This window comes from Microcoleus sp. FACHB-831 (genome assembly GCF_014695585.1).
GTDB lineage: Bacteria > Cyanobacteriota > Cyanobacteriia > Cyanobacteriales > FACHB-T130 > FACHB-831.
Genome location: NZ_JACJON010000028.1, coordinates 61,864 through 74,883 on the forward strand (window position 1 = coordinate 61,864; position 13,020 = coordinate 74,883).

Consider the following 13,020-nt stretch of genomic DNA (forward strand, 5'->3'; position numbering starts at 1 on the left):
ACTGGCATATCACAGTTCTTTAAATTTCAGCAACCGCTAGCGAGTAAAAGCCAACCGCAAAATTGAAAGCAAGAAAATTGCTAAAAATAGCACCATCCCAATTGTGCAAGCGTAGCTGATCTCTAAATTTTTGAAAGCTTGTTCGTATAAGTAATAAACAAGGGTAGTAGAACTGTGGGGTTGCGGCCCTCCTTGGGTCATTATGTAAATTTCTTCAAAGACTTTGGTCGCAGAAATTGCAGAAATTACCGTCACTAGCACTAGATAAGGTAGCATCAACGGTACTGTTATATCCCAGTGCTTGCTTACACCATCAGAGCCATCTATTGCGGCGGCTTCATAAATGTCAGCAGGGATAGATTGCAACCCAGCTAAGTAAATAACCATGTAATATCCCAGTCCTTTCCACACCGTCACCGCCATGACGCTAAATAGCGCCCAGTTTGGATGTGTAAGCCAGAGGATGCCAGTCTTGAAACCTAGTTGATTTAGTAGTTGATTTAGCAGACCGTTTTCTGCGTATATCCATTTCCAAGCAATACCAGCAACTACAATTGATATCACTACAGGTGTATAAAAAGCCGCCCGCAACCAGCGAATACCGCGTAGTTTTTTGTTCGCCAAAATAGCTAGTGCTAGAGGCGCGATAACTAAAATCGGCACTACGACAATAAGATACAGCAGGGTGTTCCAGAGCGCCTGTCGGAATACTCGATCTCCCCACAAACGTTGGAAGTTAGCAAAACCGATCCATTGCGGCGAACCGAGCAAATCGTAATTTGTAAAGGATAAATAGAAGGCTTGTAGAGCTGGCCAAAAGACAGTTAGCCCCAATAGGAATAGAGCTGGGAGCAAAAATAAGTACGGGGTTAGTCTCTGGGTAAGAGCATTTATATTTTTGGGCATCTAACTGGACATGGTGAAAAGAATACAATAGCGATCGCCAATAATGTACGTTTGTAGCTTAAACTGAAGCCGCCTTTTGTCAGCGATTTTTGGCTATCGCTCATTAATATCAGAGTGTAGTCGCTTACACTGTTTACTACTCCTTACCGTAGTTTAATTTTCCAAAGGGTACATCGGTGTTTTGCGGCATCAGACGCAGCTCATTTACAAATCTGCATCATTTTTGTTGACTTTTTCGCGATCGCTCGCAAAAATCTGTCGAGAGTGATGCGGTTAAAACCAATCGCTCTCACAGTAAATATATTTCAATCCCTAATAGGGATTAACACAAAACGAGCCGCTTACGAACAACTTTTGCTCCAGCATCGGTAGTAGGTAAATTATACCCCTAGAGCAATTCAATCGTTGTATTTTATCCTCACGAGAATCCCTATAACGGTGTTTACAACGAGCTTTGACATCACCAACGTGCCTTGTCTGACTTCGGAGATATCGCGCGAGAGCCAACGTACCCTCGCGACGCTGATGCAAAACATTCCTGGCATGGCCTACCGCTGTCGCAACGACCGCGCTCGGACGCTAGAGTTCGTTAGCGAGGGCTGCTATAACTTGACCGCATACCACCCACACGAACTAATTGGTAAGGATAAGGTGTCCTACACAGAAATCATACATCCGCAAGATAGAGAGTTGGTGTGGAAAGAACTGCAAGCAGCTTGCTTCGCAGGGCAGAACTTCCAATTGGCATACCGCATTACCACAGCCGATCTCGAAGAAAAATGGGTTTGGGAGCAGGGTCGTGGTGTATTCTCAGATGAGGGAGAATTGCTGGCTCTAGAAGGCTTGATCGTAGACATTACCAGTCGCAAACGGGCTGAAGAAGAAATTAAACTCTTACAAACGCTTACCCAGGCGATCGCTGACGCTGAAGATTTTAACGAATCGCTGGGAGTAGCTATACGCAAAGTGTGCGAGACGACAGGCTGGGATTTTGGCGAAGCTTGGATTCCCCACCCAAGCGGTACCGTTTTAGAATCCACCCCGGCTTGGTACAGCAGCACACAGGCTCTAGAAACATTCCGACGGCAATCAGTTTCGCTTACTTTTGCACCCAACGTTGGACTGCCAGGGAAAGTGTGGTCATCCCAACAGCCACAATGGATTCCAGATGTTTCCGTTGCAACTAAAGCTTCTTTTTTTCGCTGTGAGATAGCTAAAGATTGCGGACTCAGAGCTGGGTTTGGCGTGCCGATTGTTACCAAAAATCGCGTACTGGCAGTGTTGACATTCTTCATGTTTGAGTCGCGCCAGAGAGATAAACGACTCGTCGAGTTGGTTTCTGCGGTAGCCGCGCAGTTAGGAACCGTGTTGCAGCACAAACAAGCCCAAGCTGCACTCCAAGAGAGCCAGCGCCGCCTTTCTTCTTTGATTGACTCGCTGCCGGGGATTGTCTTCTCCTGTGCCAACGATCCCCAATGGTCGATGACTTACGTTAGCGAAGGTTGCTGGCAGCTGACTGGTTATCATAGCGAAGAACTCATCGGAAATCGGGCGGGTTCCTATGATGCGATTACGCATCCTGAAGATTTACCAAAGGTTCTAGAAGTTATTGAGACAAGCGTAGCCCGGAAACAGCCTTACGTGGTCGAGTATCGGATTCGCACCAAATTTGGCAGCGAGAAATGGGTGTGGGAAAAAGGCAATGGTGTCTTTGATAGTGGCGGGCAGCTACGCTGTCTGGAAGGCTTCATTACCGATATCACCGACCTTAAGCGAGCAGAGGAAGAGCGAAGCGAGTTAATCGTATCGCTGCGAGAAGCGGAAGCAAAATATCGCAGCATTTTTGAGAACGCAATCGAGGGAATTTTCCAGACAACTCCCGACGGACACTATATCAGCGCCAATCCCTCGCTGGCTCGTATCTATGGCTACGCTTGCCCAGCAGAACTAATGGCGCGTCTGACGGATATTGAGCATCAGCTATATGTGGAGCCGAACCGCCGTGCAGAGTTTATTAGTTTGTTGCAAGAACACCATGCAGTGTCGGAGTTTGAGTCGCAAGTGTATCGCCAAGACGGCAGCATAATTTGGATTTCGGAAAACGCCCGTGCTGTCAGGGATGCTACTGGGGCGCTGCTTTACTACGAAGGTAGGGTGGAAGATATAACCGAACGGAAGCGGGCTAAGGAGCAACTGCTGCACCATGCGTTTTACGATACGCTGACGGGCTTGCCAAATCGGGCTTTATTCATGGAGCGATTGCAACGGGCGATTGAACGTGCCAAAAGTAGCGATCGCTATTTATTAGCCGTACTTTTTATAGATCTAGATCGGTTTAAGGTAGTTAACGATAGCCTGGGGCATTTGGTAGGAGATCAATTGCTAGTGGCGATCGCTCGTCGTTTAGAAGCTTGCGTGCGTTCTCAGGATACCGTCGCCCGCTTGGGGGGAGATGAGTTCACTATCCTCCTAGAAAATATTGAAAATATCCACAACGCTACAGCAGTTGCCGAGCGAATTCATGCAGCACTTGCAGGCTGCATCTATCTGGATGGACACGAAGTTTTTACTGCTGCCAGTATTGGCATCGTCCTTAATGGCAGTAAGGACAATACATCCCCCTCCACGCCAACAGCAGGGGGACTGCCCCACGAGCAAAATTCACAACTTTTCTACGATCGCCCGGAAGACCTTTTGCGGGATGCTGACACAGCGCTGTATCGTGCCAAGACATTGGGCAGAGGTCGCCATGAAGTTTTCGACATGACCATGCACCAGAGCGCCGTTGCGCTGTTGCAATTAGAAATAGACTTGCGCCACGCCCTTGAGCGTGGAGAATTCCAGATCCACTATCAGCCCGTTGTCTCCCTCTCAAAAGGCAGTATTACAGGTTTCGAGGCACTCCTGCGCTGGCAGCACCCTATAAAGGGGTTAATACCTCCCTCGGAATTTATATCAGTAGCTGAAGAAACGGCGCTAATTATTCCTATGGGCTGGTGGATGCTGCGCGAGGCTTGCTGTCAGTTACGCAGTTGGCAGTTAGCATTTCCCGGACGATGTTTGACTATAACTGTGAATCTTTCTTGCAGACAGTTTTCGCAACCAAACTTGCTAGAGCAAATTGACCAAATTTTGCACGAAACTGAGTTAGATGGATGCAGTTTGAAACTAGAAATTAGCGAGACTTGCTTGCTAAAAAATGCCGAAAGAGCAGCGGCTTGTTTGTTGGAATTAAAAAAACGTCAAATTGAAGTATGTATTGATGACTTCGGAAGGGGCAATTGTTCTCTTAGCTTCATGCACCAATTGCCTATCAAGGGGTTACAGATTGACCGCTCTTTTGTTAGCCAGATGGGTGTTGATGAGGGCGAAGGACAGCTAGAGGGAGATCTAGCGCTGCAAATTGTGCGAACGATGGTGACGCTGGCTCACAATTTGGGTATCGAAGCGATCGCAGAAGGCGTGGAAAATGCCCAACAGCTAAAACAACTGCGATCGCTTGATTGCGAATACGCTCAAGGCTACTTTTTTTCACATCCTCTAGACGCTATAGCAGCCGAAGCGTTAATGGCTAAAGAAATGCAGTGGTAAAAAGAAAGTCCGGACTTTGAACTCTAGAAAGTAGGATATTAAACTCAAAACTTACTCGCCATTACTTATTCGCCACTACCCATCGACTTGCAATAGGCATCCGCCAACCAGTACCAAAGGCGCGGTCAGTAATCTTCAACCCCGGCGGTGCTTGTCGCCGTTTAAATTCAGCACGCGCTACTAGCTGTACTATGCGGTTAACAATAATTGCATCGTGACCGCCTGCAATAATTTGATCTGGCGATTGATGGTCGTGAATTAAACGCTGCAAAATGTCGTCCAAAATTTCATAAGGCGGTAGGGAATCTTGATCTACTTGTCCCGGTTTTAGTTCAGCACTGGGGGCTTTGGTAATGATATTACTGGGGATGATTTCGCCATTGCGATTCAGCCATTCGCACAGGGAATAAACGCGGGTTTTGGGAACATCGGCAATTACTGCTAACCCACCATTCATATCACCATAAAGAGTGCAGTAACCAACTGACATTTCTGACTTATTACCAGTCGAGAGGAGGAGATAGCCAAATTTGTTGGCGATCGCCATCAATAAATTACCCCGAATCCGCGATTGAATATTCTCCTCGGCAAGTCCAAAAGTCGTCCCCGCAAACATATCGGCTAGCGTTTCATCGTAACCTTTCATCAAATTTCCGATGGCCAATGTTTGGGTAGAAATTCCGATACTTTTTGCTAATTTCCGGGCGTCTGTAACTGAGTGTTCGGAACTGTAGGGAGAAGGCATAAGAACGCCCAGAACATTTTCTGGATTAAGCGCTGCGGCTGCGATCGCTGCTACTAAAGCGGAATCTACTCCACCACTCAGCCCAAGTACAACTTTAGAAAATCCGCACTTATATGCATAGTCTCTAACTCCTAATACCAGCGCACGCCAAATTTCTTCATTTTCACTGGCAATTAGAGGAGAAAATTCCCCTAAATTCCCTTCTGGTGAGGGCGGGGAATTTAATAAATCTCGCTTTGTTTCATCAAATTCCAGCATCACCAAATCTGTTTCAAAAGCACGGGCGCGACACACAACTTCGCCAGTACGATTTAAGGCAAAACTACCACCATCAAATATTAAATCGTCATTTCCTCCCACCTGGTTTGCGTAGATAATGGGTTGATTGAAGCGAGATGCACTATGTCGCAACATTTCCTCTCGCAACTTTTGCTTGCCAACTCTGTAAGGCGAAGCTGATAGATTGACAATAAAATCTACGCCCAAATTACTTAAGTCAGTAATGGGATTAACTTCATAGCTGCGTTTGCCCCAAAATTCCTCATCATTCCACAAGTCTTCGCAGATAGTAACGCCAATGTGAAGATTATCGAGATTGAAAGAATTAGGCTGAAGTCCAGGCTCAAAATATCTGTCTTCATCAAACACATCATAAGTAGGCAAAAGGCGCTTGTTAAATATTTGTTGAACTTCATGCTGTTCCAACAAAGCCATACTATTGAATAGCGGCTTTTCGCCTGTAGAGTGCGCTTTTGGGTTTGGCGACACTATTCCCACCAAAACTGCAATAGTTCGCGGCAAATCGCGTGCTAATTTTTGTAGAGTAGTCGCCATCGACTCCACAAAACTGGGATATAGCAACAAATCTCGCGGTGGATAGCCGCATAAAGAAAGTTCCGGCGTTAGCAACAAACGCACGCCCGAATCAGCAGCTTGTTTGGCGGCTTCTAGAATTTGTTCGGCGTTTCCTGTGAGGTTTCCAATTGTGGGATTGAGTTGAGCGATCGCAATTTTCATATAGTTAGGGTTTGTTACTTATTAACTAGCGATGTAGAAACTAAATTAATGGCGTTTTCTGATAGCACGTTGATACTCGCCCATCCACTCCGATAAAGGATTCATTTCAAAAAGTGTAGCTTCTATCAAAGCAATAAATATATTTTTTCGCTCAAATATTTCTCTGCGCTTAATCGCATTTCTCTCCTGTTGAGTAAAGTAGAATTCCCAAGAAAGATCTGTTAATATAGTAACTTTCAAATTCTCCTGAATCTGCTGGCGACGTTCCCTGTGAGCTTGCAATAATTTATCTGGCGTTGCAGATGGATGGTAACTCCACAAACTTTTAGGATTGCGCCAAGTATGGGAAAGGCCGTTTGGCTTAAGATTTGTAGTTGATAAACTCCAGCCTTGTTCCATAGCACTATGAATAGTACATACCATCGGCATTTGTTTTATATTTGCACGGGAATAGACCTGAAATATATCGGCAAAACAATAATGTTGTGAATGAGAAAACAGTCGCGACAATCCGTTTACGGTATCGAGTTGGTAATCTATTATATGAACAAAATTTAGGGATTTTACCCCCTCGGTGTATTGAATAAGCAAGCCTAGATCGAGCTGCGGGTACTCTTCAGGATGTGTGGGAGAACAGCGGAATTCAGTCGGTAAATTTTTGAGCAATTTGGATTTCAACTCAATCCACCAACTGACATGGAGAAAAGCCTCTAGTAAAAATACAGCGATCGCACCTACCCAACCAAACCACCAAGCGAATAGTATCAGGATCGTAGAAGCCACTACCAAATACACAATAACTGTTTTCCAAACGTGTAGAAGTGACTGTAGAGCGCTCATAAAATTCCGTATAATTTTAGCGTTTTAACGCACAATCAGCACATATCTCCTTCTCGTAAAAAGGGCGAATGTAATTCGCTTCTATACATACTAAACCCGCCTGCGCGGGTTCTAAAAGTCCGCGTAGGCGGACTTTGTTTGTTTAGCCGCGATTTGTAATCGCCAGGTACATTCGTATGCATCGGTATGCTTTTTACCACCAACTAAATAAACACCAACGGCCTATCCTTCAAAGGTGCAAAAGCTGCGGCATCAAACCGATATAAACTAGCTGGACGCCCCGCACCGCGCGAGACTTTTACCCCTGTATCGTATAAAAAACCAAACTTCAGCAAGCGGGCGCGAAAATTAGAATAATCGGAAAAATTTTCTCCTAAAACAGTAGTATATAGTTGATAAAGATCGCTCAAAGTAAACACCTCCGGCAACACATCAAAAGCTACTGGACTGTACTCTAACTTATTACGCAGTCGCCGCGTACCTAACTGTAAAATATGATTGTGGTCAAATGCTAACTCTGGCACTTGAGCCAAGGGATACCAAGCAATTCCACTAACACCATCGGCAATTAACTCTGCTTCCTCAAAGCGCACTAAAGCAAAGTAACTAACTGATAGATAACGCACTCCAAATTTATCCGGTGATTCTCTAGGATCGCGTCCTGGCCCCCCAAAGCTATACAACTGCTCTAAATACAAGTTTTTTACTCTAATCTTTTCTGACAAAATCCTATAGGCTGCATCTTCTAAAGATTCCCCTTGACGTACCAAAGTACCGGGCAAACACCACTGCCCTAAAAATGGTTCCTCATGCCGCATTACTAATAAAACTAACAGCCGATTTTGTGCGGTATCAACTGAAAAAATTGCATTATCTACACCGACTTTAAAATCTGCTAAGGTCGGATTTTTTATAGGCTCGATCTGCTTTTGGCGGCGTCCTGGCATTCGTATAAATGTTCTTGATGGATATATGCCTCGATGGGAGGCGTCAAGCTGGTTGTATCTCCTTTTTCACGATACGCTGTGGAAGATACTGCTGGTGCGTTAAAATCGGCGATCGCTACCTCTGTCCCCAGTCCCCTCAAATCGTCCAAATCCTTATCTGACAACGCATAACCCGGTCGAGGTACGACGAGTAATTTCACTTGTCGCAACAAATCTTCAACTCTGTACCAACTCATTATCGCCAACCCCTTGCGATCTGCTTTCAGCAGCGCTTCGCTATCGCCAGAGTTACCCCCAGAAGAACCGCACACCAAATCAGAACCGATTGCTAAAGTAAAATCACCATCAGCCCAAATTTCTTTAGCTCTCTCTAAGGTGACAAGTGTTCGGGGATGGCTGAGTTCTGGATATAAACTAATATTATGCTGGGGGGCAGCAATCTCTTCAATCAGCAACCCTAGCATTTTTGTGCGGTGTTCCAAGGGCGAAGCGTGAGACTTAAAAGGATTATCTGAAGCCCAAACCGCCACTAAATCAAAATGTTGGGAAAGCCAAACTAAAATCGCCCTGTGCCCAGCAGTCGGAGGATCGGCACTCGTACCAAACAAAGCTATTTTGTTCATGGTTCATTGTTGATTGTTCGTTGGAATAATTATGGATGATGAATATGCAATGTTAATTAATTCATCATTCCCCATTACCGCTTTTGAGTTTGTTTAATCAAATCTAACAGCGGGTCAGAGATTTCTACTAAGGGCGGAGTGGGAGAATCTAGCTGGCGAGTTTCGGCTGGTAAACTAGCTACATTTACAGCAACGCGATCGCTTATTTCTGCTATAGTTTCCTTCCACAGTCGCTCACCTTGTTTAAATGCTACCTGTAATAACGGCTGCTCTCCTATAGGACATTCAGTTACTAATCCCAAACGGTCTTTCTTAAGCAAACTTCCTTCAAAAGAGCGGAAAATCTGCTTGCGACCAGGATAAGTTATTTTACCGCTTGCCTCCTTCATCACTGGGATGCCGTCAATATCCACGAGTTTATACACTCCATTGACTGGTTTGCCAGTAACGAGTCGCGTACCCAATCCGTAGCCGTCGATGCAAGCACCGCTAGCTTTGAGGCGGGCAATTTCCCACTCGTCTAAGTCGCCCGAAGCAAAGATGGGGACGCCTGGTAATAGCGATCGCACTTTTTGCGACAATTCCACTAAATCCCCAGAATCCAGCCGCACTCCAGCTAATTCCAAACTACCTGCCTGCACTTTATCTGCCAACATCTGAGCCGCCGCTACTGTATCGTAAGTGTCAATCAACAACGGCGCACCCGGAAAATATCGGTGAAATGCTGTAAAAGCCTCCCCCTCACTTCCTTCTTTTGCTGCTAAAGCCATGACAAGCGCATGCGCCATCGTACCGGTAGGCTTGCGCCCCAACTTAAGCGCCGCCAGCACGTTGCTCGTCGCATCCAAACCCGCCGCCAAAGCAGCCCTCGCCGCCCACAAGGAGCCTTGGGGACTAAATGCCCGTCGCGTGCCAAATTCCAGCAGGGTCGCCTGCGGCCCCGCTACATCCCGCATCCGCGCTGCTTTTGTGGCTATTAAAGTCTGATAGTTGATGGTGTTCAGCAGGTAAGTTTCCACCAGTTGGGCTTGCCACAACGGTGCTTCCACTCGCAGCATCGGTTCGTTGGCAAAAACCGCCGTCCCCTCTGGAACTGCCCAAACATCGCCAGTGAAGCGGGCTGTCTCTAGTAGCGACCAAAATCGCCCCGGTGCGTTGTCAAAAATTCCCGTAGCCTGCAAAGCCGCTATTTGCTTGGGGCTAAAACGGAATTTTTCTAGGTAGTCCAACGCTTGCGCCAGCCCCATTGCAATAAGGTAGCCAAAACCTTCTGGTAATCGCCGCGCAAATAACTCAAAGCTTGCGGTTTGCTGCTCTAACCCTTCTCCTGTGTAGCAGCTTGCCATTGTGAGTTGATAGAGGTCGGTTAACAGGCTGTAATCTTCAGGGGCTATGCTGAGTTCTTGGTCTTCTGTGTTTTCTTGTTCCTGAAGAGCATAAGGCTGCAAATATGGGCGATCTAGGGAAATCGTCATTGCTGGGGTTCCTAGCAAGGCTGGTTTTTTAAATTATAGTAAATTTCACCATAATAATGTCAAGGGTTTGGATAACTAACTCAAAATTTCCGTGCTTTGGTTAGATTTTTAGCTCTATGTAACAAAATGTACTGAAAATAAAATGGTAGTTTTATATAAAATAGCGGGGATGCCAAGCAGGGGAGAACGTTTGGGGTAGAAGGCGAGATCCCCGACTTCTTAAAAAAGTCGGGGATCTGAAATTAACTAAGGTCAATATAAATGACGTAGTTTTACAAAAATGTATAATTTCGACTTAAAACAAGACAAGTTAATCAGATATAAGCAAAGTATTGCAAAAACAATCAAACAATTATTGCTTTTCCCCTCAAACTAGGGGGAGTTATCGATAATTAGAAGTAGATAAATAAAATAAGTTTCGCGGGAGAGCAGTGTTATGGGTATTTCCAAAATGATGGACAGCCTCATTCAGTATTTCTCTGAAGCGATCGCCCGTATCTTTGGGCCAAGTGACGATGCGTATCCTCTGAGTGGCGTGCAACCATTTTCAGGAGATCCTTCCAAAGATTCGCATAGATCAAATTGGTAATTATACTTAAAGTTTTTGTCAGGTTTGATGGGTTCATTAGTAGAAAAAGCGGTGGAGAGAAAAGTATCTCCACCGCTTTTCTTGTGGATAGAAGGCTTTAAAGTAGTAGCTGAGTTAAGAAGAAGGCGACAGCCGCACTACCCAAGGGAACGGTGATGTTATCGATACCAAATTTGGAGAAGGCTTCTAAGGTAGTGGCGACTAAACCAACAGCGATCGCTACTACCCAAGTTTGCCAGATATTCCCCTGAATGCTTAATAGAATAAGGGAGGCGATCGCATAGCTAACCGCGAACATCGTCCCAGAACCTTCCCAACTTTTTTTTATTCCCCATATTTGGTAGGGATGCCTGCCAATGCGTTGACCGATAAGGGCTGCAAGTCCATCCCCCCAAGTCATTACCAAAATTCCCATTGCGGCATATTGGGGTTGGTGGATGGGCCAAAACCAAGCAATTAATACGCCAATGCTGACAGCGTAGAAAAATGTTCCAAAGCTTTTGCGTCCAACACTGTTGATTCCCGGAAGGATGGGGAATTTGTAGGACAAAAGCGCAACGGTACTGGCTAAGATCGAAGCAGTGATGCCTACCCAAGCGGGAATTTCCAGCCACCAGGCAAGTAAAATTACATTACCCGTACCGATATGGACGACTTTCCGCACTCTTTCCGGGTCTAGGGAGTTAGTGCGGTGCAGCGATTCTGCTAAAAGTACAATTACGCCCAAACATACTCCAACAAGAGCAATTTGGAACCATACAGCCGGGATTGATTCTAACCAAGGCAAAGTTTTTAACAAGGACTTAATAAAAGTGCAAATACTCTCTTTTCCACTTTATTAGATATCGGCGACACGATGAAAATTGTATTGATTTGGTTAATTCGCGGTTATCGGGTGCTGATTTCTCCTTTGTTTCCCCCAGTGTGTCGATTTCATCCGACTTGTTCGCAATACGCAATGGAAGCGGTAGACCGATTTGGTGCTTGGCGCGGTGGGTGGATGGCGATAAAGCGCATTTTGCGGTGTCATCCTTTGCATCCCGGCGGTTACGATCCCGTCCCACCCTTAGAGTCTACGAAGGAAGAAAAATGAGCGGTGGTTCGCCCTGCGAGATACCCGACTTCTTAGAGAAGTCGGGTATCTGAAACTCTGACATCTCACAATTCAAATATTATTGCTATAAGAATTTTGCTTAATTCTAAGTTTCAATCCCTGATAGAGATTTTGGGTAATTGTAAGGCGTGATGCCAGCATCAAAACCGAGGTTAAAGAAGTTTCAATCCCTGATAGAGCAGTCGTAAATGATTCGCCCTGCAAGCTCTCCGACTTCTTTAAGAAGTCGCGGATCTGAACCTCTGACATCTCACAATTCTGCATAGGATTGCTATAGGAATTTTGGTTAATTGTAAGTTTCAATTCCTGATAGGGATTTTGGGTAATTGTAAGTTGTCTGGATTTGCTGACTCGCGCAGTTGGGTAGAAATGTTTCAATCCCTGATAGGGATTTTGGGTAATTGTAAGTCGCCAAACAAGACTTTTACCAACTTCTGAATCGTTTCAATCCCTGATAGGGATTTTGGGTAATTGTAAGCACAACTTGTCATGTTCTGTTTCCTGATACTTCTCTGTTTCAATCCCTGATAGGGATTTTGGGTAATTGTAAGGCCATACATACCCCATTAAGTAACAATTACTTTTGTTTCAATCCCTGATAGGGATTTTGGGTAATTGTAAGGATTCGGCCCCATGCGTAATGCTTTCTTCATGGTGGTAGCGTTTCAATCCCTGATAGGGATTTTGGGTAATTGTAAGTAGGCAATTCCTGGCTGAGATTGAAGAAGTCCTGGTTTCAATCCCTGATAGGGATTTTGGGTAATTGTAAGTCACTAGGGCGGCAGCCTGATAAAAGCCAGAATCTGTTTCAATCCCTGATAGGGATTTTGGGTAATTGTAAGCGCAGGCGCAGATTGCCTTTGAATAGCTCAATAGAGTTTCAATCCCTGATAGGGATTTTGGGTAATTGTAAGAACCAATGACGAGCCAATACAAGGAGCCTTAGAGTTTCAATCCCTGATAGGGATTTTGGGTAATTGTAAGATTCTTTCTTGAATGAAGCCTCTAAAGCTGCTGAGTTTCAATCCCTGATAGGGATTTTGGGTAATTGTAAGTTTTAGCGTGCGATAAGCTGCGGCATAAAAGTCCAGGTTTCAATCCCTGATAGGGATTTTGGGTAATTGTAAGAATTTGATACCAATCACGCCAATTGAATTGGCAAGTTTCAATCCC

11 protein-coding genes and 1 CRISPR repeat array (1 of these 12 only partly in view) are annotated in these 13,020 nt (G+C 45.2%); of the genes, 3 read left to right on the forward strand and 8 right to left on the reverse strand.

What is annotated here, in order from left to right:
• Positions 1–36: 36 nt before the first annotated feature.
• Positions 37–906 carry a carbohydrate ABC transporter permease gene (locus H6F77_RS04795; RefSeq protein WP_190485911.1) on the reverse strand — a complete coding sequence of 290 codons (870 nt, stop codon included), beginning with the start codon at positions 904–906 and terminating at the stop codon, positions 37–39.
• Between the two features lie 438 nt (positions 907–1,344).
• Here H6F77_RS04795 and H6F77_RS04800 point away from each other — a divergent pair, with 438 nt between their 5' ends.
• The gene (locus H6F77_RS04800) at positions 1,345–4,497 is read left to right on the forward strand and encodes an EAL domain-containing protein (protein WP_190485912.1); all 3,153 of its coding nucleotides are present in this window, start codon (positions 1,345–1,347) and stop codon (positions 4,495–4,497) included.
• Positions 4,498–4,558: 61 nt separating this feature from the next.
• Here the strand turns inward: H6F77_RS04800 and H6F77_RS04805 are convergent, their stop codons facing one another.
• The 5 genes from H6F77_RS04805 to H6F77_RS04825 all read right to left on the reverse strand — a co-directional run bounded on the left by H6F77_RS04805 (position 4,559) and on the right by H6F77_RS04825 (position 10,144).
• Entirely contained in the window at positions 4,559–6,259 is a 1,701-nt protein-coding gene (locus H6F77_RS04805; protein WP_190485913.1) for an NAD+ synthase, read from the reverse strand.
• Between the two features lie 45 nt (positions 6,260–6,304).
• Positions 6,305–7,099 (reverse strand): hypothetical protein, encoded by a 795-nt coding sequence (locus H6F77_RS04810; protein ID WP_190485914.1) that lies wholly within the window; start codon positions 7,097–7,099, stop codon positions 6,305–6,307.
• Positions 7,100–7,302: 203 nt separating this feature from the next.
• Positions 7,303–8,046: an NUDIX hydrolase gene (locus H6F77_RS04815; RefSeq protein ID WP_190485915.1), complete on the reverse strand. Its 744-nt coding sequence runs from the start codon at positions 8,044–8,046 to the stop codon at positions 7,303–7,305.
• Positions 8,010–8,669 carry a nicotinate-nucleotide adenylyltransferase gene (locus H6F77_RS04820; RefSeq protein ID WP_190485917.1) on the reverse strand — a complete coding sequence of 220 codons (660 nt, stop codon included), beginning with the start codon at positions 8,667–8,669 and terminating at the stop codon, positions 8,010–8,012. Before H6F77_RS04820 ends, H6F77_RS04815 begins: the two co-directional genes overlap by 37 nt.
• Positions 8,670–8,743: 74 nt before the next feature.
• Positions 8,744–10,144, reverse strand: a complete 1,401-nt coding sequence (locus H6F77_RS04825; RefSeq protein ID WP_190485919.1) for a nicotinate phosphoribosyltransferase — start codon at positions 10,142–10,144, stop codon at positions 8,744–8,746.
• 436 nt (positions 10,145–10,580) lie between these two features.
• Here H6F77_RS04825 and H6F77_RS04830 point away from each other — a divergent pair, with 436 nt between their 5' ends.
• Positions 10,581–10,733, forward strand: coding sequence for a hypothetical protein (locus H6F77_RS04830; RefSeq protein ID WP_190485921.1), 153 nt, complete (start codon positions 10,581–10,583; stop codon positions 10,731–10,733).
• A gap of 97 nt (positions 10,734–10,830) precedes the next feature.
• Here the strand turns inward: H6F77_RS04830 and H6F77_RS04835 are convergent, their stop codons facing one another.
• Positions 10,831–11,520, reverse strand: coding sequence for a diacylglycerol/polyprenol kinase family protein (locus H6F77_RS04835; RefSeq protein WP_375335920.1), 690 nt, complete (start codon positions 11,518–11,520; stop codon positions 10,831–10,833).
• Positions 11,521–11,589: 69 nt separating this feature from the next.
• Between H6F77_RS04835 and yidD the strand changes: the two genes are divergently transcribed.
• Positions 11,590–11,826 carry a membrane protein insertion efficiency factor YidD gene (yidD, locus tag H6F77_RS04840; RefSeq protein WP_190485925.1) on the forward strand — a complete coding sequence of 79 codons (237 nt, stop codon included), beginning with the start codon at positions 11,590–11,592 and terminating at the stop codon, positions 11,824–11,826.
• Positions 11,827–11,898: 72 nt separating this feature from the next.
• Here the strand turns inward: yidD and H6F77_RS04845 are convergent, their stop codons facing one another.
• Positions 11,899–12,096 (reverse strand): hypothetical protein, encoded by a 198-nt coding sequence (locus tag H6F77_RS04845; protein ID WP_190485927.1) that lies wholly within the window; start codon positions 12,094–12,096, stop codon positions 11,899–11,901.
• Positions 12,097–12,143: 47 nt separating this feature from the next.
• Positions 12,144–13,020: direct repeats of the CRISPR family, unit length 37 nt; unit sequence GTTTCAATCCCTGATAGGGATTTTGGGTAATTGTAAG; it runs 26 nt beyond the window's last position.